The 18,282-nt window shown below is 67.3% G+C and carries 23 protein-coding genes and 1 tRNA gene; 13 read left to right on the top strand and 11 right to left on the bottom strand.

The genetic code is table 11. From position 1 onward, the window contains the following. Window positions 1-7 precede the first annotated feature (7 nt). Window positions 8-226: a hypothetical protein gene (locus VGN66_RS04530; protein WP_327517671.1), complete on the top strand. Its 219-nt coding sequence runs from the start codon at window positions 8-10 to the stop codon at window positions 224-226. Window positions 227-313: 87 nt separating this feature from the next. On the opposite strand, the gene VGN66_RS04525 is transcribed toward VGN66_RS04530, so the two are convergent. The 3 genes from VGN66_RS04525 to ypfJ all read right to left on the bottom strand — a co-directional run bounded on the left by VGN66_RS04525 (window position 314) and on the right by ypfJ (window position 1,866). Further along, window positions 314-389, bottom strand: a tRNA-Ala gene (locus tag VGN66_RS04525). A 102-nt stretch (window positions 390-491) separates the two neighbouring features. After that, a complete protein-coding gene (locus VGN66_RS04520; protein WP_327517670.1) occupies window positions 492-959 on the bottom strand; it encodes a GreA/GreB family elongation factor in 468 nt (155 codons plus the stop codon). Between the two features lie 10 nt (window positions 960-969). Continuing rightward, window positions 970-1,866, bottom strand: coding sequence for a KPN_02809 family neutral zinc metallopeptidase (gene ypfJ, locus VGN66_RS04515; RefSeq protein WP_327517669.1), 897 nt, complete (start codon window positions 1,864-1,866; stop codon window positions 970-972). 109 nt (window positions 1,867-1,975) lie between these two features. On the opposite strand from ypfJ, the gene VGN66_RS04510 reads away from it, so the two are divergent. The 4 genes from VGN66_RS04510 to VGN66_RS04495 are packed head-to-tail and all read left to right on the top strand — an operon-like array spanning window position 1,976 to window position 5,904. Further along, window positions 1,976-3,124 carry a patatin-like phospholipase family protein gene (locus tag VGN66_RS04510; RefSeq protein ID WP_327517668.1) on the top strand — a complete coding sequence of 383 codons (1,149 nt, stop codon included), beginning with the start codon at window positions 1,976-1,978 and terminating at the stop codon, window positions 3,122-3,124. 13 nt (window positions 3,125-3,137) lie between these two features. After that, a complete protein-coding gene (locus VGN66_RS04505) occupies window positions 3,138-3,923 on the top strand; it encodes a 3-hydroxybutyrate dehydrogenase (protein ID WP_327517667.1) in 786 nt (261 codons plus the stop codon). Beyond that, window positions 3,920-4,543: a DUF4893 domain-containing protein gene (locus tag VGN66_RS04500; RefSeq protein WP_327517666.1), complete on the top strand. Its 624-nt coding sequence runs from the start codon at window positions 3,920-3,922 to the stop codon at window positions 4,541-4,543. Before VGN66_RS04505 ends, VGN66_RS04500 begins: the two co-directional genes overlap by 4 nt. A 47-nt stretch (window positions 4,544-4,590) precedes the next feature. Further along, window positions 4,591-5,904 (top strand): amidohydrolase, encoded by a 1,314-nt coding sequence (locus tag VGN66_RS04495; RefSeq protein ID WP_327517665.1) that lies wholly within the window; start codon window positions 4,591-4,593, stop codon window positions 5,902-5,904. A gap of 99 nt (window positions 5,905-6,003) precedes the next feature. Here the strand turns inward: VGN66_RS04495 and VGN66_RS04490 are convergent, their stop codons facing one another. Beyond that, entirely contained in the window at window positions 6,004-6,246 is a 243-nt protein-coding gene (locus VGN66_RS04490; protein ID WP_327517664.1) for a hypothetical protein, read from the bottom strand. Between the two features lie 125 nt (window positions 6,247-6,371). After that, window positions 6,372-7,121: a Bax inhibitor-1/YccA family protein gene (locus VGN66_RS04485; RefSeq protein WP_327517663.1), complete on the bottom strand. Its 750-nt coding sequence runs from the start codon at window positions 7,119-7,121 to the stop codon at window positions 6,372-6,374. Between the two features lie 131 nt (window positions 7,122-7,252). On the opposite strand from VGN66_RS04485, the gene thpR reads away from it, so the two are divergent. Continuing rightward, complete coding sequence (gene thpR / locus VGN66_RS04480; protein WP_327517662.1) at window positions 7,253-7,792, top strand: RNA 2',3'-cyclic phosphodiesterase; 540 nt, start codon at window positions 7,253-7,255, stop codon at window positions 7,790-7,792. An 8-nt stretch (window positions 7,793-7,800) separates the two neighbouring features. Here thpR and VGN66_RS04475 read toward each other — a convergent pair whose 3' ends face one another. Both VGN66_RS04475 and VGN66_RS04470 read right to left on the bottom strand, forming a co-directional pair. Beyond that, the gene (locus tag VGN66_RS04475; RefSeq protein WP_327517661.1) at window positions 7,801-8,382 is read right to left on the bottom strand and encodes a superoxide dismutase family protein; all 582 of its coding nucleotides are present in this window, start codon (window positions 8,380-8,382) and stop codon (window positions 7,801-7,803) included. Window positions 8,383-8,444: 62 nt separating this feature from the next. Further along, window positions 8,445-9,338, bottom strand: coding sequence for a tyrosine recombinase XerC (locus VGN66_RS04470; protein ID WP_327517660.1), 894 nt, complete (start codon window positions 9,336-9,338; stop codon window positions 8,445-8,447). 268 nt (window positions 9,339-9,606) lie between these two features. Between VGN66_RS04470 and VGN66_RS04465 the strand changes: the two genes are divergently transcribed. The 5 genes from VGN66_RS04465 (at window position 9,607) to gloB (ending at window position 13,424) form a co-directional block, all read left to right on the top strand. Next, a complete protein-coding gene (locus VGN66_RS04465; protein WP_327517659.1) occupies window positions 9,607-10,329 on the top strand; it encodes an alpha/beta hydrolase in 723 nt (240 codons plus the stop codon). Further along, window positions 10,326-11,084, top strand: coding sequence for a hypothetical protein (locus VGN66_RS04460; RefSeq protein WP_327517658.1), 759 nt, complete (start codon window positions 10,326-10,328; stop codon window positions 11,082-11,084). Before VGN66_RS04465 ends, VGN66_RS04460 begins: the two co-directional genes overlap by 4 nt. Before the next feature lie 52 nt (window positions 11,085-11,136). Further along, on the top strand, window positions 11,137-11,601 hold the full coding sequence (locus VGN66_RS04455; RefSeq protein ID WP_327517657.1) for a VOC family protein: 465 nt from the start codon (window positions 11,137-11,139) through the stop codon (window positions 11,599-11,601). 67 nt (window positions 11,602-11,668) lie between these two features. Further along, entirely contained in the window at window positions 11,669-12,754 is a 1,086-nt protein-coding gene (locus tag VGN66_RS04450) for an NAD(P)H-dependent flavin oxidoreductase (RefSeq protein ID WP_327517656.1), read from the top strand. Beyond that, window positions 12,696-13,424, top strand: coding sequence for a hydroxyacylglutathione hydrolase (gloB, locus tag VGN66_RS04445; protein ID WP_327517655.1), 729 nt, complete (start codon window positions 12,696-12,698; stop codon window positions 13,422-13,424). The genes VGN66_RS04450 and gloB overlap by 59 nt, the downstream gene beginning before the upstream one ends. 163 nt (window positions 13,425-13,587) lie before the next feature. On the opposite strand, the gene VGN66_RS04440 is transcribed toward gloB, so the two are convergent. Beyond that, window positions 13,588-14,190 (bottom strand): DedA family protein, encoded by a 603-nt coding sequence (locus VGN66_RS04440; RefSeq protein ID WP_327517654.1) that lies wholly within the window; start codon window positions 14,188-14,190, stop codon window positions 13,588-13,590. Window positions 14,191-14,234: 44 nt separating this feature from the next. Here VGN66_RS04440 and VGN66_RS04435 point away from each other — a divergent pair, with 44 nt between their 5' ends. Continuing rightward, window positions 14,235-14,708, top strand: a complete 474-nt coding sequence (locus tag VGN66_RS04435) for a GAF domain-containing protein (RefSeq protein ID WP_327517653.1) — start codon at window positions 14,235-14,237, stop codon at window positions 14,706-14,708. Window positions 14,709-14,712: 4 nt separating this feature from the next. Here the strand turns inward: VGN66_RS04435 and gshB are convergent, their stop codons facing one another. The 3 genes from gshB to rsmI form a co-directional block, all read right to left on the bottom strand. Then, window positions 14,713-15,666, bottom strand: a complete 954-nt coding sequence (gene gshB / locus VGN66_RS04430; protein WP_327517652.1) for a glutathione synthase — start codon at window positions 15,664-15,666, stop codon at window positions 14,713-14,715. A 49-nt stretch (window positions 15,667-15,715) separates the two neighbouring features. Further along, complete coding sequence (locus tag VGN66_RS04425) at window positions 15,716-16,072, bottom strand: YraN family protein (protein ID WP_327517651.1); 357 nt, start codon at window positions 16,070-16,072, stop codon at window positions 15,716-15,718. A 153-nt stretch (window positions 16,073-16,225) separates the two neighbouring features. Next, entirely contained in the window at window positions 16,226-17,062 is an 837-nt protein-coding gene (gene rsmI / locus VGN66_RS04420; protein ID WP_327517650.1) for a 16S rRNA (cytidine(1402)-2'-O)-methyltransferase, read from the bottom strand. 44 nt (window positions 17,063-17,106) lie between these two features. Here rsmI and VGN66_RS04415 point away from each other — a divergent pair, with 44 nt between their 5' ends. Then, window positions 17,107-18,273, top strand: a complete 1,167-nt coding sequence (locus VGN66_RS04415; RefSeq protein WP_327517649.1) for a penicillin-binding protein activator — start codon at window positions 17,107-17,109, stop codon at window positions 18,271-18,273. Window positions 18,274-18,282 lie beyond the last annotated feature (9 nt).

Here is an 18,282-nt window from a genome sequence, read left to right as displayed (position 1 = left end):
CACCGAGATGATCGACACATATGATCAACGCGGCTTCTTTGTCCCAAGACATCCAGAGAATTCCCGCAGAGCGGGCAAACCGGGACCTGGAAACGGCGATTGGCCGATCCAGCGCAACTACCGCCACCTGCGTCCCGACCACCTCAAGGAACTGATTGACACGGTGGAGGAGCTGGGCGGGAACTCGGGCAGAAAGGCCGATAACGCCGGATCGGTACGTTTATGATCCCGTTATGATCCCAAGATCATCTTTTCAGCGGACACCTCCCGCCCGGTGAGCGGGATGTTATTCAATGATATCAAGGACATGGTCTGGTGGAGCTGAGGGGAATCGAACCCCTGACCTCTGCAGTGCGATTGCAGCGCTCTCCCATCTGAGCTACAGCCCCGCTCCACGTTCGGCAGCGCCGAACGGACGCCGATTTAGCTTTCCGCCACTCGCTTTGCAACGGCAAACCCGCCCGGCGGGAAGCCGCGCACGGGTCCGCCGGTCACTCGGGAATCGGCTCGGCCGAAAGGATCTCGATCGCCTCGGGCCGGTCGTTGAAGTCGATCAGTTCGCCCTCCTCCGCGCCGATCATCGCCGCCGCAAGCGGGGCCTGGAACGCGATCCGGCCCGCCGCCGGATCGGCCTCGTCGTGCCCGACGATCTCGATCTCCCGCTCGCGCCCGCCCATGCGAAAGCGTACGCGCGACCCGATCGCCGCCACGCCTGCTTCGGGCAACGCGGCGACTTCCGCCGTCGTCTGCCGCGTGTGCCAGTAGCGCAGGTCGCGCAGCAGTGCCGCACGCGCTTCCTCGCCCTCCAGCCCATCCAGCTGCGCCTCAAGATCGCGCACCTGATCGTCGATCAGCGCGCGACCCCGCGCGGTGACGATGTTCGGCCCCGACGGGATCGGCAGTTCGAAGCGGGGCTCCTTATGCTCCTCGTCGCTCTCACGACGGAATGCGACGCTCATCGAACCATGCTCATACCGCGCCGCTGAACGTGTCGCACGCCGCCGGGCTGCCGCTCTCAAGCCCGCGCTTGAGCCACTTCATGCGCTGTTCCGACGTGCCATGGGTAAAGCTCTCGGGCACGATCGTCCCGCGCGCCTGTTTCTGCAGCGTATCGTCGCCGATCGCCTCGGCCGCGCGCAGCCCTTCCTCGACATCGCCCGCTTCCAGCCGATCGCGATTCTGCGCCGCCCACACGCCGGCATAGCAATCCGCCTGCAGCTCGACCCGCACCGACAATTCATTGCCCTCGACCTGGGTCATCCGCGCCTGACGGGCGCGCACCTGCTCCATCGTGCCGGTGACGTTCTGGATATGGTGGCCGACCTCATGCGCGATCACATAGTTCTGCGCGAAATCGCCGGCCGCGCCGAACCGCGTCGCCAACTCGCGGAAGAAGGCGGTATCGAGGTAGATGCCGCGATCCGCCGGGCAGTAAAACGGCCCCGCCGCCGAGGTCGCCTGACCGCAACCCGACTGCACGCCACCCTCATAAAAGTTGAGCACCGGCGCGGGATAGCGTTGCCCGTCCGCCGCGAATAACTTGGTCCAGGTCTGTTCGGTGCTGGTCATCACCCGGCATGCCTGCAGCTCCTCGGGCGTGTCGCATGCCTTTTGCTGCGCCACTTGCTGCCCGCCGCTGCCGGTCGTGGTGCCGCCACCGCTCAGCAACGCGCCGCCACCACCAACCGTCATGAAGATCGCCGCGCCAATCCCGATCAGCGCGATCGTGCCACAGCCAAGGCGACTGCCCAGCAGCATCGGCAGCAGCGCGAACAGGATGTTGCCACCCCCACCGCCAAAACCGCCGCCACCGCCCGAGCCCAGATCGCGGACATTGTTACTGGGATCGAGATCGTCGAGCCGCATGGCCCATCCCCTTTTATCGTTTCCTTCCCGCCACAATGCCCCAAGCGGCATCGCGTTGCATGAAGAATCCCGCATTGCCCTTCGCGCCGCGTTGCACCACATGTTCGCCATGGCCGATGCCGATCCACAGCGAAGCAGGAAAGTGGGCCGCGACGCCCCGCTCCCCCTCCCCGGCTGCGTTGCGCTGGTGCTGCAGGGCGGCGGCGCGCTCGGCAGCTATCAGGCCGGGGTGATCGAGGCGCTGGCGATCGCGGATATCGAACCCGACTGGGTCGCCGGCATCTCGATCGGCGCGATCAACGCCGCGATCGTCGCAGGCAATCCGCCCGAACGCCGGGTCGAGCGGCTCGAGGCCTTCTGGAGCCGCGTCACCAGCGGCCTGCCCAGCTTTCCGATCTTCCCGCAGGATCAGGTGCGCGAGCTGGTCCATGAATGGTCCGCCGCAGCGGTGCTGATGCAGGGCGTTCCCGGCTTCTTCCACCCCCGCACCGTCCCGCCCTTTCTCGCGACGCCGGGCAGCTGCGCCGCGCTGAGCTATTATGACAGCGCCGCCCTGCGCGAGACGCTGGATTCGCTGATCGACTGGGATCTTCTCAACACCGGCCCGGTCCGCCTGTCGGTCGGCGCGGTCGAGATCGAGAGTGGCAATTTCCGCTATTTCGACACCACCACCGACCGCATCGACGCGCGCCACATCATGGCCTCGGGCGCGCTGCCCCCCGGCCTGCCCCCGGTCGAGATCGACGGCAAATTCTACTGGGACGGCGGCATCGTCTCGAACACCCCACTGATCCATGTCCTCGATCACCAGCAAAGTGCGATGCTGGTGTTCCAGATCGACCTGTTCTCCGCCGCCGCGCCGATGCCGCACACGATCACCGACGTGATGGCGCGCGAAAAGGAAATCCGCTTCTCCAGCCGCACCCGCCAGGTCAGCGACGAGCGGCTGAAACTGCGCAAGGAGCGCGAGCTGATCCGCAAGGTGCTCGCCAAGCTGCCCGACTCGCTCGCCGACGATCCCGATGTCGCCGCGCTGCGCAAGGCGGCGGATGAAAAGCCGGTCAGCCTCGTCCACCTGATCTACCGCGCCAATGCGTGGGAGGGCGGCAGCCGCGACTTCGAATTTTCCGCGCGGTCGATGCGCGAACATTGGCAGGCAGGCGGCGACGATGTCGCGCGCACCATGGCCAATGCCCGGCTGATCGCCAGCAACATCGCCGACGGCCGCACCGCTGCCTTCGACCTCGCCAAACGCTAATCAGGAGTATCCCATGTTCCTCAAGGGCAAGTCCGCCATTGTCACCGGCTCCACCTCCGGCATCGGCCTCGCCATCGCCAAGGCGCTGGCCGCCGACGGCGCGAGCGTGATGATCAACGGCTTTGGCGACGCCGCCGCGATCGAAACCGAGCGCGCCGGGCTTGAGGGGATCAGCGGCACGAAGGCGCTCTACGACGGCGCCGACATGAGCAAGCCCGACGCGATCTACGCGATGGTCGAACGCTGCCATGCCGAGCTTGGCGGGCCGGACATCATCGTCAACAATGCCGGCATCCAGCATGTCGCGAAGATCGAAGAGTTCCCACTCGAGAAATGGGACGCGATCATCGCGATCAACCTGTCCTCGGCCTGGCACATGATGCGCGCGGCGGTGCCGCATATGAAGGCCGCAAATTGGGGCCGCATCATCAACACCGCCTCGGCCCATTCGCTCGTCGCCAGCCCCAACAAGTCCGCTTATGTCGCCGCCAAGCATGGCGTGGCCGGCCTGACCAAGACGATCGCGCTCGAAACCGCGACCGACGGCATCACCGTCAACTGCATCTCGCCCGGCTATGTCTGGACCCCGTTGGTCGAGAACCAGATCCCCGACACGATGAAGGCGCGCGGCATGACGCGCGAGCAGGTGATGAACGACGTCCTGCTCGCCGCCCAGCCGACCAAGGAGTTTGTCCTGCCCGAACAGGTCGCGGCGTTGACGCTGTTCCTGTGCGGCGATGCGGCGCGCTCGATCACCGGGGCCAACTATGCGATGGACGGCGGGTGGACTGCGGCATGACCCGCACCACGCTCCTCGCCCTGCTCGCCGGCGTCGCGCTCTCGGCATGCGCCCGCGACGGCCTCAGCCTGGTCGAAACCCCGCCGGAGACGCGCTGGCGCGCCGTCACCACCGATCAGGACCGCGACCGGCTGCGCGACTGGCGCAAGGCCTGGGTCGCCGCCCTGCCCGCCGCCCGCACCGCCGACAATGGCGTCATCGCCCGCGAGGGCGCGCTGTTCGAGCCCGACCGGGCGATGGCCAATGCCATGCCGCCCGCCGGCGACTATCGCTGCCGCACCTTCAAGCTCGGCGCGCGGCGCGCGGATTTGCGCAATTTCGCGATGCTGCCCTGGGCACGCTGCCGCATCGGGCGCGACGGCGAGATGCCGGTCTTCGCGGTGCTGGAGGGCGACCAGCGCCCGTCGGGCACGCTCTATGCCGAGTCCGACGCGCGCGTGATCTTCCTCGGCGCGCTCGAACTCGGCGATGAGACCAGGGCGCTGACCTATAGCCAGGACCGCAAGCGCGACATGGCCGGCTATATCGAGCGCGTCGCGATCGGCCGCTGGCGGCTGGTGCTGCCCTATCCCAGTTTCGAATCGCAGATCGACGTGATCGAGATGGTCCCGGCGGGGTAACCCGTCTTGGCCGTTGCGTCGCGGCGGGGTCGGGTTACGGTGGCGGCATGAAGACCCTCTTTGCCGCCACCGCCGCGACCCTCACGCTCGCCCTGCCCGCCGCCGCCGACAGCGTCCGCGACGCCACCACGCGTGAGCTGCCGTCGCTGATGACGCTGTACCGGGACCTCCACGCCAACCCGGAGGTCAGCCTCGCCGAGGTCAAGACCGCCGCCAAGCTCGCCGCCGAAGCGCGCAAGGCCGGCTATACCGTCACCGAACAGGTCGGCGGGACTGGCGTGGTTGCGGTGCTGAAGAATGGCGACGGCCCGGTGGTGATGATCCGCGCCGATATGGACGGCCTGCCGGTGACCGAGGAGACCGGCCTCCCCTTCGCCTCTAAGGTTCGCACGCGCACACCCGAAGGGGTCGAGAGCGGCGTGATGCACGCCTGCGCGCACGACACCCACATGACCGCCTGGGTCGGCACGCTGCGCAACCTCGCCGCGATGAAGGACCAGTGGCGCGGCACGCTCGTCATGGTCGCGCAACCGGCCGAGGAAAGCAGCGGCGGCGCAATCGCTATGCTCAACGACGGCCTCTACACCCGCTTCCCCAAGCCAACCCACGCCATCGCCTTCCACAACAGCGCCGCGCTCCCCGCCGGAACGATCGGCATCCGCAGCGGCCCAACCTTCGCCAGCGTCGATTCGGTCGATATCGTGGTGAAGGGCGTCGGCGGCCATGGCGCCTACCCGGCAACGACCAAGGACCCGATCGTGCTCGGCGCGCGCATCGTCTCGGCGCTCCAGACGCTGGTGGCGCGCGAGATCGACCCGCTCGACTCCGCCGTGGTAACGGTCGGCAGCTTCCAGGGCGGTACCCGCCACAACATCATCCCGGATCAGGCGCTGCTGCTGCTCACCGTGCGCGCCTATACGCCGGAGGTGCGCAAGCAGCTGCTCGACGGCATCGCGCGCATCGCCAAGGGCGAAGCGATCGCCGCCGGGGTACCTGAAGACCGGATGCCGCTGGTCACGGTGCGCGAGCCCTTCACCCCGCCCGCCGTCAGCAACCCGGCGTTTGCAGGCCAGCTCAAGACGCTGTTCACGACGCGCTTCGGCGACGCCCGCGTGCAGGACATTGCCCCGACCATGGCGGGCGAGGATTTCGGCCGCTACGCCATCGCCGACACCTCGATCCAGAGCGTGATCTACTGGGTCGGCGGCGTGCCGCAGGACCAGTGGGCCAAGGCGCAGGCCAATGGCGGCACCGGCCTTCCCTCGCTGCACAGCCCCAAATGGGCGCCCGATGCCGAGAAGGTCATTGGCACGGCTGCCGAAGCGATGACTGCTGCGGCGCTGGATGTGATGAAGCGTTAGGACGGGAACACCCCCGTTTGCCCTGAGCCTGTCGAAGGGCCGAAGCCACCGCTGTCAGTAGCCGCCCTTCGACAAGCTCAGGGCAAACGGCGTGTTCAGTTACTCCGCCTCAGCCTCATCCTTCTTCTTCGCCAGCTCGGCCTCCTTCTCGGCATCATAACCAGTCGAAGGCACCGCATGATGCGCGTGAATCGGCTGCGTCCCCGAAGGCGGGTCCGACGCATCCATCGATTCATCCAGTGCGCGGTCGAGCCGCGCCTGCTTGCTCTCGGGGTTCTTCTCCAGCCGTTCCGCGATGCTCTCGTCGGTCCCGGCGTCGCCGCGCTTCTTGTCGTCTTCCATGATCCTGCTCCCGATGGGGTGGATCATCGAAACGCGCGCCGCGCCGACTGCGTTCCGCTCCCGAAACGCAGAAAGGCCCGACCATTGCTGGCCGGGCCTTTCACAAATCAGTCCTGACGCAGCGATCAGTCGCGCGAGGTGCCGATGATGCTGAGGATGAACTGGAACATGTTGATGAAGTCCAGATACAGCGTCAGCGCGCTCATGATCACGGCCTTGCCGACCATGTCGGTGCCGGCGACATACTGATACATGCTCTTGATCCGCTGCGTGTCATACGCCGTCAGACCCGCAAAGATCAGCACGCCCGCGATGCTGATGATCAGCGCCATGGTGCTCGACTGGGTGAAGATGTTGATGATCGACGCAACGATGATGCCGATCAGGCCGACGATCAGGAAGCTGCCCATGCCGGACAGGTCCTTCTTGGTCGAGTAGCCATAGAGGCTCAGACCCGCAAAACCGGCTGCGGCAGCGAAGAACGCCTGTGCAACCGAGGTGCCGGTGTAGCGCAGCAGCAGCGTCGAGAGCGACAGGCCCATCAGGACCGTAAAGCTCCAGAACATCCCCTGCAGCGCGGGCGTCGAGAACTTGTTCTGCCCAAAGCTCATCGCCAGCACGATCGCCAGCGGCGACAGGATGATCAGCCAGACCAGCGGCCCGCCGCTGGAGAACACCGAATAGGCGATCGATTCGCGACCGCCCCAGCTGAACATCAGCGCGACGATACCGCTGAGCAGCACGCCCGACGCCATATAGTTGTAAACCGAAAGCATGTAGGACCGCAGCCCCGCATCATACGCGGCGCTATCCCGCGTACCTGCGGCCGTCGCGTACGGCGCGGCGGTCGTGTGGGGGTCAGACCAGTTAGCCATCTCAAACTCCTTTGCCCGGCGGTCTCTGGATATCGGCCGCCCGGATGTTACCGAATATCATGGTTCTGGCGCACAGATTCAAGGAAAACCGGAATCGCCGATTCTGACGAAGTGGGTTAACGCGCTCCACCATGCACCGCTTGTTTGTCGCTCTACGGCCTCCAGCCGCGATTCGTGACCTGCTCATCGACCTGATGGACGGGGTTGATGGCGCGCGCTGGCAGGACGATGACCAGCTTCATTTGACCGTGCGCTATATCGGTGAGGTCGATTCGCGCACCGCCGATGATGTCGCCGCCGCGCTGACCAGCATCCGATTCGACCTGCCCACCCTACGCCTGTCGGGCTGCGGCATGTTCGATACGCGCGGCAGGCCCAATGCGCTGTGGGCCGGGGTAGCGCCGCGCGAACCGCTCGCGATTCTGCACAAAAAGGTCGATCAGGCGCTGATCCGGGCGGGACTTGAACCCGAACATCGCGCCTATGTCCCGCACATCACGCTGGCGCGGCTTCCCGGATCGGCGGGGCCGGTCGACGGCTTCCTCGCCCGCAACGTTGCGCTGACCAGCGCAGACTTTTCGATCGCGCACATGACGCTCTACGAAAGCCATCTCGGCAGCGCCGGGGCAAGCTACGAGCCGGTCGAACGCTACGCGCTGACCGGCCCGTAACCATTAGATCATCCCGCCGCGAACACGCCGCATGCAACGCGGTCGCCGCTATCGCCCGACGGGTCGGTCTTCTGATCGTCCTTGCCCGCATGGACCACGAACGCCGATCCATCGGCGTCGAGCAGCTGCGCCATCGTCCCCGAACGCAGCGTAAAGCTCAGCGTGCCGGTGCCGTCATCGGCAACATTCAGGTTCGGCATGTCACCGGCATGCGCGCCCTGCGGGTTGTCGAGCCCGTGCTGGGTCGATGCCGGGTTCCAATGGCCGCCCGCAGTGGTGAAGCCGGGCGCGTCGCACTTGCCGGACATATGCACATGCACGCCATGCTCACCCGGCGTGATCCCGGTCACCGAAACGGTCACCGTCAGCCCTTCCGGTGTCGCAGTCGCAACCGCGCTACCCGCCGCGCTGCCGTCCGCCTTGGCCAGCGCGGCCGTCGCGCTTTCGCTGGCGCCGCTCCCATTCTCGATCGGCAGAGCGACATTCTCCATCATCATCGCGTCGTTGGCGGGCGCCGCCATATTGGTGGTGCCACCGCCGCACGCTGCGGTCAGTGCAAGCGCGGCAATCGCGCATCCGGTCCGGATCATCATGTCTCTCCTGTTATGCTATCCCGCGACCCCAATGGGCGAGCGCGAAAAGGGTTCCGGACTCACGCGCGCGGATGGGCGTTGCGATAGACGTCGAGCAGATGCGCCGCGTCCACCGCGGTATAGATTTGCGTCGAGCTCAGGCTGGCATGGCCCAGCAATTCCTGCAGCGCGCGCAAATCCGCCCCCCGCCCCAGCAGATGCGTCGCAAAGCTGTGGCGCAGCGCATGCGGCGTCGTCCGCTCGGGCAGCCCCAGCCGCACCCGCGCCGCCCGCACCGCCCGCCGCACCAAAGCCGGATCGAGCGGCCCGCCACGCGCCCCGCGAAACAGCGGTGCGCCGGGCGCGGTGCCATAGGGGCATTGCCGCACATAGTCCTCCACCGCCGCGCGCACCTGCGGCAACAGCGGCACGATCCGCGTCTTGTCGCGCTTCCCCGTGACCCGCAGCGTCTCACCCAGCGGCAGCGCCGACCCGGTCAGGGCCATCGCTTCGCCGATGCGCAGGCCCGCACCATAAAGCAGCAGCAGCACCGCCAGATCGCGCGCGCCAATCCACGGCTCGCGCGCATCGTCCGCCACCTCCTCGGCCAGCGCCACCGCCTCGTCGGGCGAAACCGGGCGCGGCACGCCCTTGCGCACGCGTGGGCCCCGAAGCCGGGGCAGTTCGGCGTCTTCCCCGCTCGCAAAGTTCAGAAACGCCCGCACCGCCGACAGCTCGCGCGCGGCGCTGGCATTGCCGATCCCGTCATTGCGCCGATGCGCCAGATAGGCGCGCAGATCCGCCGCGCTCACCTTGGCCAGCGCCGCCCGATCGACCGCCCCGCCCCAATGCCCCGACAAAAACGCGATCAACCGCGCCGCGCTCGCCTCATAAGCCCGCACCGTATGCACCGACCGCCGCCGATCCCGCGCCAGATGCGCACCAAACAGCAGGGGAAGCGGGCGATCGTCCATGACGGCACCCTAGCCACGCGGGACACGCGCGTCATGGTTCAAAGCGCACCAAAGGCCCTATCAACCTTCCGTTCCCCTCCCTGAAAGGGAGGGGCTAGGGGTGGGTTTAGCGGCAAGCGAGGCTCGATGCCTCGATTGCCGCTGTTCTGCCGCGCGGTCAGTTTGAGTCTGTTCGGCGCGCCGACGCGCGCACCCACCCCCAACCCCTCCCTTTCAGGGAGGGGAGTGAAGGTCGTAAAATCTGCCGATGCTCTCTAAACCCCCTCCCATGATCAACACCGCTGGCCACCGCCTCGCCTATCGCCACAGCCCCGGCACCGGGCCGACGATCATCTTCCTCCCCGGCTATGCCTCCGACATGAGCGGGAGCAAGGCGGTCGCGATCGAGGACTGGGCGCGATCCACCGGCCGCGCCTTCCTGCGCTTCGACTATGCCGGCTGCGGCGAGAGCGAAGGCGCGTTCGAGGATCAAACGCTGGCGAGCTGGCGCGACGACGCGCTGCTGCTGATCGATCGCCTGATCGAAGGACCGGTGGTGCTGGTCGGATCATCGATGGGTGGTTGGATCATGTTGCTCGTCGCGAAGGCGCGGCCCGACCGGATCGCGGGCCTGATCGGCATCGCCGCCGCCCCGGACTTCACCGACTGGGGCTTCACCCAGGCGCAGAAAATGACGTTGCTCAACGAAGGCCGCCTCGAACAGCCATCCGATTATTCGCCACAGCCCACCGTCACCACCCGCGCCTTCTGGTCCTCGGGCGAGGCGAACCGGCTGATGCACGGACCGATCGACCTGCCCATGCCCGCGCGCCTGATCCACGGCCAGCGCGACCCCGATGTGCCATGGGCGCGCAGCGTCACGCTTGCCGGCCTGCTGCGTTCAGACGATGTGCAGACACTTCTCGTCAAGGACGGCGATCACCGCCTGTCGCGCCCGCAGGACATCGCCCTGATCCTGCGCACCCTTGAGGACCTGCTCCCCACATCATGATGCTCCTCCTTCTCGCCGCCGCCGCCCAGACCGTCACGCCACCCACCCCCGTCGGCCCGCCCTCGCCCGAGGAACAGCGCTGGGAACGCTGCGTCGAACTCGCCGTCGACGACCCCGCAGCGGGCATCGCCGAAGCCAATCGCTGGCGCATGGCGGACGGACGCTTCCTCGCGGAACAGTGCCGCGGCATGGCCTATGCCCGGCAACAGCGCTGGGTCAGCGCGGGCGGCGCGTTCGAAACCGCCGCGCGCGAAGCCGAAGTCGCGCGCGATCGCCGCGCGTCGAAATATTGGGCACAGGCGGGCAATGCCTGGCTCGCCGCCGGTGAAGCCGCCAAGGCCCGCACCGCGCTGGACGCCGCGCTGGCGACCGGCACGCTCGAAGGGCTGGAGCTCGGCGAGGCGCATCTCGACCGCGCCCGCGCGCTGGTCGCATCGGGCGACCTTGCCGGCGCGCGCAGCGACCTCGACAAGGCGTTGGTTCATGCCGCGAAAGACCCGATGGCGTGGCTGCTTTCCGCCAATCTCGCGCGCCGCACCGGCAACATCCCGCTCGCCCGCGACCATATCGCCCGCGCGCTGGAAAAGGCCGGCGACGACGCGTCGGTCCAGCTCGAAGCGGGTAACATCGCCGCCGTCGCGCGCGACGAAGCCACCGCCAAAGCCGCCTGGACCCGCGCCGCGCAGCTATCGCCCGACGGCCCGATCGGCGCCTCCGCCCGCGCCGCGCTCCAACAATTTGCCGAGCAGGAATAGACTCCCGCCTCATCCTCCCTATCTCTGGCGCGAACCAGGACAGGGACTCCCGATGCACTATCTCCACACCATGATCCGGGTGACCGACCCGGACGCCTCGATCCGCTTCTTCGAACTGCTCGGCCTCAAGGAAACCCGGCGGATGGAAAGCGAGAAGGGTCGCTTCACGCTGATCTTCCTCGCCGCCCCCGGCGACATCGCGGCGGACACGTCCGAAGCCGATGGTCGGCCCCGCGCCGAGGTCGAGCTGACCTATAACTGGCCGCCCGAGGATGGCAGCCCCGCCGAAAGCTACACCGGCGGCCGCAATTTCGGCCATCTTGCCTATCGCGTCGAGAATATCTACGAATCCTGCCAGCGGCTGATGGACGCGGGCGTCACGATCAACCGCCCCCCGCGCGACGGCCATATGGCGTTCGTGCGCAGCCCCGACGGCATTTCGGTCGAGCTGTTGCAGGACGGTCATCTCGAACCCGCCGAACCCTGGGCGTCGATGCCCAACACCGGGGTGTGGTGAGTTGCCAAGGGCGGACATCCTTTACGGTTGGTCCGTCCGGGAATTTTTCCGGCTGACCGGAGCGCGGGTGCCGATCATACAGGCACCGATGGCTGGCGCGAGCGGAGTCGCACTCGCCGCCGCAGCAATCCGCGGCGGCGCGGTCGGCTCGCTCCCCTGCGCGATGCTCACCCCCGATCAAGTGCGTGAGCAGATAGCTCAAGTCCGGGCGCAGGCGGACGGTCCGCTCAACCTCAACTTCTTCTGCCACCATCTGGACGATGCGCCCGACGAAACCGCGTGGCGCGCGCTGCTCCAGCCCTTTTATGACAAGGAATGCGTCGGCCCGCTCGCCACCCCGCCGCCGCTACGCGCGCCGTTCGATGAGGCGATGTGCGCGGTGGTCGAGGAGCTAAGACCCGAACTGGTCAGCTTTCATTTCGGCCTACCCTACCCCGCCTTGCTCGACCGGGTGCGCCGCGCGGGCGCGTTGATTGTCGGCAACGCCACAACACGCGCCGAGGCAAATTTCCTTACCGATCATGTCGATCTCGTCATCGCCCAGGGATTCGAGGCTGGCGGCCATGCCGGCTATTTTCTCGACGGCTACCGCCCCGAGGGCACGCTGGCGCTGGTACGGCAGGTCGCGCTCGATGCCGATCTGCCGCTCGTTCCTGCTATCGCTGCGGGAGGCATCGCGGATGCGGCGGGTATCGCAGCAGCACTTCAGTTGGGCGCAGGCGCAGTCCAGCTCGGCACCGCCTATCTTCACACGGCCGAGGCGACGATCTCCTCCGCCCATCGCGCAGCGCTGCGCACCGGCGAGACTGTCGTCACCAACCTCTTCTCCGGCGGCCTCGCACGCGGCATCCGTAACGCGCTGATCGACGCAATCGGCCCCGTCCACCCCGCCGCCCCGCGCTTCCCCTATGCCTCCGCCGCGCTCGCCGAATTGCGCCGCGTGGCCGAGGCGGACGGGCGCGGCGACTATTCCCCGCTCTGGGCCGGACAGGCCGCGTCGCTCGGCGCCCCGCTCCCCGGTCAGCCGCCCGAGGGCGCACAGGCGCTCACCGAACGGCTGGCGCGCGAACTTTTCGAACTGCTAGGAGAGTCCGATGATCGAAGTGGTCCGCATCCCAGCGTTAAGCGACAACTATATCTGGATGGCGCATGACGCCGCGTCGGGCGAGACCATCGTCGTCGATCCCGCCGTCGCCGACCCGGTGCTGGGGGCTGCCGTCGCGCGCGGCTGGACGATCTCGGCGATCTGGAACACCCACTGGCACCCTGACCACACCGGAGGAAACGCCGCGATCAAGGCCGCCACCGGCTGCACCATCATCGCCCCCGCCGCCGAGGCCGCGAAAATCCCCACCGCCGATCGGCTGGTGGCGGAGGATGACACGGTGATGCTGGGCGGGTTCAAGGCGGAGGTGATCGACGTCCCCGCCCACACCGCCGGCCATATCGCCTATCACCTCCCCGAAGCGGAGATCGTGTTCGTCGGCGACACGCTGTTCGCAATGGGCTGCGGCCGCCTGTTCGAGGGGACGGCGGCGCAGATGTTCGCAAACATGCAGCGGCTCGCCGCGCTACCCGGCGAAACCACCGTCTATTGCGCGCACGAATACACCCAGTCGAACGGCCGCTACGCACTGGTCGCCGAGCCGGATAATGAAGCGCTCGCCGACCGGATGGCACAGGTGGATGCACTACGCGCCCAAGGCCTGCCCACCGTCCCGACCACCATCGCACTCGAACGCGCAACCAACCCGTTCATGCGCGCCGCGTCGGCAGAGCAACTCGCCGAACGCCGCGCGGCGAAGGACAGCTTTCGGGGTTAAGCCAACCCTCCCCCCGCTTGCCCTGAGCTTGTCGAAGGGCCGCAAGCGAAACGTCGGTTGTAGCTGGCCCTTCGACAATGATCAGGTGGAACGTCCCCCGGACGTTCCAGCCAAAGCCGGGGGCTTTGGCGACCTGATCATCAGGGCAAACGGATGTTGGCAATCAGCGCACCCGGCGCTTCCAAGTCACCACACGATAGGCCCAGGCCACCACCACCAGCACCGACGTGCCGATCGCCACCGGCCCGACATAGACCTGCAGTTCCTCGAACCGCGAACCCAGCAACAGCCCGGCATAGGCCAGCACCGCATTCCAGATCGCGCTGCCGACAAAGGTCGCGAGCAGGAAGCGTGGCATCCCCATCTTCGCCATGCCTGCGGGCAGCGAGATCATCGTGCGGAAGGTCGGCAAGAAGCGGAACACGAACACGACCCACCCGCCGTGCCGGTGAAAGAAGTGGTTGAGCTTCTCGACATCGTCCCAGGTCATCGTCAGCCAGCGGCCATGGCGATCGACGAACGGCTTCAGCCGCGCAATCCCGATCCAGCGCCCGACGCCATACCAGAACACATTGCCCAGCGTCGTCCCCAGCGTCGCCACGATCAGCAACGGGGTCATGTCCATGTCGCCGCGAGCCACCGCCATCCCGCCCAGGCCCATGATGACCTCCGACGGAATCGGCGGAAACACATTCTCGAGCGTCATCAGGATGAAGATCCCGATATAGCCGCCCCAGGCGATCAGGTTGAGGATGAACTCGGTCATGCCACGCTCGCCTTGGCATCGCGATTGCGATAGGCAACATCCTCATGACGAGCCATTTCTCCGAGGTCGAAGCCGTTCGCGCCATCCCGTCGGTCGACGCGATGCTCGCGGAGGTATGCCAGATTACCGGCATGGGGTTTGCTGCGGTTGCGCATGTGACGAGTGAACGCTGGGTCGCGTGTCAGGTTCTCGACAAGATCGAATTCGGCCTCAATCCCGGCGACGAACTGAAGATTAAAACGACGATCTGCGACGAAATCCGGGCGAGCGGACAGGCGGTCTTCATCGATGAAGTCGCGTCCGACCCGCATTGGCGCGCGCACCACACGCCCGCGCTCTATGGCTTCAAAAGCTATGTCTCGGTACCGATCGTGCTTGAGGATGGCCGCTTTTTCGGAACGCTCTGTGCGATCGATCCAGCACGATCGAGCGTGACGCTGTCGACCGTGCTGCCCCAGATCGAGGCCCATGCGCGTGAGATCGCGCGAGCGCTGAGCCATCAGGGTGGGCACGCCTGATCGCCTAGCGCGCAGCAACCCGGCGCTCGATCGCATCCCAGATCATCGCAGCCGTATCCGTGCCGTTGAACTTGTCGATCGCGACGATCCCCGTCGGCGACGTCACATTGATCTCGGTCAGCCATTCCCCGCCGATCACATCGATCCCGACAAAGATCAGCCCGCGCCGCTTGAGCTCGGGCGCCAGCGCGGCGCAGATTTCCTGCTCCTTCGCGGTCAACTGCGTCTTCGCCGCGGTCCCGCCGACCGCCAGGTTCGACCGGATCTCGCCCTCGCCCGGCACACGGTTGACCGCGCCCGCCACCTCGCCATCGACCAGCACGATGCGCTTGTCGCCCTTGGCCACATCGGGAAGGAACGCCTGCACCATATGAGGCTCGCGCCACGCAGTGTTGAACACCTCGATCAGCGACGACAGGTTCGCGCCGTCGCTGTCGATCTTGAAGATCGCCTTGCCGCCATTGCCGTGCAGCGGCTTGACCACGATCGCCCTGTGCTTGGCCAAGAACGCCTTCGCCTCATCATAGTCGCGCGTGATCAGCGTCGGCGGCATGAAGCGCGCATAATCGAGCACCCAGACCTTCTCGGGCGCGTTGCGCACGCTGGCCGGATCGTTGACCACCAAAGTCCGGTCGGCAATCCGCTCCAGCAGATGCGTCGCGGTGATATAGCCAAGGTCGAACGGCGGATCCTGCCGCATCAGCACGACATCGGCTTCATCGCCCAGATCGAGCGACACCGGATCGCCAAATTCGAAATGACTGCCCGCCACCCGCTGCACGGTCACCGGATGCGCCTTGGCCCACACCCGCCCATCGGCATAATTCAGCGCCTCGGGCGAATAGTGGAACAGCCGATGCCCGCGCGCCTGCGCCGACAGCATCAGCGCAAAGGTCGAATCGCCCGCGATATTGATCGAATCGAGCGGGTCCATCTGGACGGCGACGGTCAGCGGCAAGCGATCCTCCTGTGTCATCGCGCGGAGGTAGGGATGCCGGACCGGATTGTCACCCGATCCACGCATTCTCAATATGTCGCGGCCGCACGCCGGGCGCGAGCAGCAGGACGTCGACCCGGATATCCTCGCCATGCGTCGCATAGCGCGGCATCAGAACCTCCGCCGCCGCCGCCACCCGCGCCAGCCGCCGCTCGTCGATCGCAAAGTCCAGCTCCGCCGCCGTCTTGCGCGCCTTGACCTCGACAAACGCGATCAACTTGCCCCGCTTGGCGACCAGATCGACCTCCCCCGCCGGCGTCCGCACCCGCCGATCAAGAATCCGCCACCCCCGCAACCGCAAATACCACGCCGCCCGCGTCTCCCCGTCGCGGCCCGATTGCTCGGCAAGGCGGCGGTCGTGGGCCATTAAAATTCCTCCCCGGCACGGGGAGGGGGACCGCCGAAGGCGGTGGAGGGGCCGCCGCGCAGACGGCGGTGTCGCTTGCCGCACGCACCGCCCTCTTCGGGGCGGCCCCTCCGTCGCCGCTTCGCGGCGCCACCTCCCCGTGCCGGGGAGGAATTAGCCACCCTTCATCTCCATCGCCCGCGCATACAGCGCCTTGCGATCCAGCCCCAGCCGCTTGGCCACCTCGCCCGCCGCCTTCGACACCGGCAGCCGCGTCAGCGCCTCGGCCAGCGCCGCATCGGCATCCTCCGCGCTCGCCGGCGCCGCCTCGCCGGGCGGGGCGACCACCACGACGATCTCGCCCTTCGGCCCGCCTTCGGCATAGCGCGCCGACAGCTCGGACAGCGATCCCGTCACGCATTCCTCGAACTTCTTGGTAATCTCGCGCGCCACCGCCGCCTCGCGATCTCCCAGCCCCTCGGCCAGCGCCGCCAGCGCCGCCGAAAGCCGCGGCCCGCTCTCGTAGAACACCAATGTCGCGCGCACCCCCGCCACTTCGGCAATGGCTTCAGCCCGCGCCTGTTGCTTGCTCGGCAAAAACCCCATGAACAGGAACCGGTCGGTCGGCAGCCCGGCCAGCGTCAGCGCCGCGATCCCCGCGCATGGCCCGGGAATCGTCACCACCGCATGCCCTGCCGCGCGCGCATCGCGCACCAGCTTATAGCCGGGGTCAGAGATCAGCGGTGTCCCCGCGTCCGACACCAATGCCACCGCCTGAGTCGCCATCCGCGCGACCAGCCCCGGCCGCACGGCCTCGGCATTATGGTCGTGATAGGGGGTCATCGGTCGCTTCGCCCCGAGGTGCCGAAACAGCCCCGCTGTCACACGCGAGTCCTCGACCGCAACCACATCGGCGTTCAGGAGTATTTCAGACGCACGGGGAGACAGATCGCCGAGATTGCCGATCGGCGTCGCGACGATGTAGAGGCCGGGCTCGAGAACAGAAGTCATTGGGGAACGTCATGGCAGAGGCAGCACATAAACGCCAACCGGGCATGTCGAGGATCATTCGCGGGATCGTCATCGGCGCCGCACTTGCGCTGTCCGCCTGCGTCCGTCCCTCCGGCCCGCCGCCCGAACCAGTGCGCCCCGGACCGACCCAGCCGGTCCGCCCGACGACTCCGCCGCCGGTCCGTCCCGGCATGCCTGAAGCCGATACGCAGCGGCATCGCGTCGCTTTGCTCGTGCCGCTGTCGGGCACCAATGCCGGGATCGGCCGCAGCCTCGCCAACGCGACCCAGCTCGCGATCCTCGACCTCAAGGCGGATAATGTCCGCATCACCACCTACGACACCGCGCTCGGCGCGACCGCGGCGGCAACCCGCGCGCTCGCCGATGGCAACAAGCTGATCCTCGGCCCGCTGCTGGCCGAAGACGCGCGCGCCATCGCCCCGCTCGCGCGCCGCGCCGGGGTGCCGGTGCTCGCCTTCTCGAACGACACCGGCGTCGCCGGCAATGGCACCTACGTCATGGGCTATGCCCCCGCCCAGTCGATCGAGCGCGTGGTCGACTATGCCCGGCGCAGCGGTGTCACCGATTTCGCCGGCCTGATGCCCACCGGCCTGTATGGCGAGCGCGCCAGCACCGCCTTCCTCCGCGCAGTCGAAGGAGCGGGCGGCAAGGTCACCGCACTCGAAACCTATAACCGCGGCGCGCCCGCGATGAACGCCGCGATCGCCCGCCTCGCGCGCTCGCCCTTCCAGGCGGTGCTGATCGCCGACAGCGCGACCGGCGCGGTCACCGCAATCCCCGCCATCCGCCGCGCCAACGCCAATGCCAAGGTGCTCGGCACCGAATTGTGGAACAGCGATTCGGGCGTCGGCGGCATGACCCCGCTGACCGGCAGCTGGTTCGCCAGCGTTTCGGACACGCTCTACCGCACCTATGCCGGCAAGTACCGCGCCCGCTTCGGCGCGGCGCCCTATCGCCTGTCGACGCTCGGCTATGATTCGGTGCTGCTCACCGTTCGCATCGCGCGCGACTGGCGTCCGGGCGACGCCTTCCCGACCGACCGCCTTGGCGATCCCGGCGGCTTTGGCGGCATCGACGGCGCCTTCCGCTTCGGCCGCGACGGCGTCGCCGAACGCGCGCTGGAGGTACAGGAGATTCGCGGCGGGACTACCGTGACGGTGTCGCCTGCACCGCAAGGCTTCGGACGGTAACCAATTCCT

It is taken from the genome of Sphingomonas sp. (assembly GCF_035998645.1).
Classification (GTDB): domain Bacteria; phylum Pseudomonadota; class Alphaproteobacteria; order Sphingomonadales; family Sphingomonadaceae; genus Sphingomonas.
This window is presented reverse-complemented; position numbering and strand designations above follow the sequence as displayed.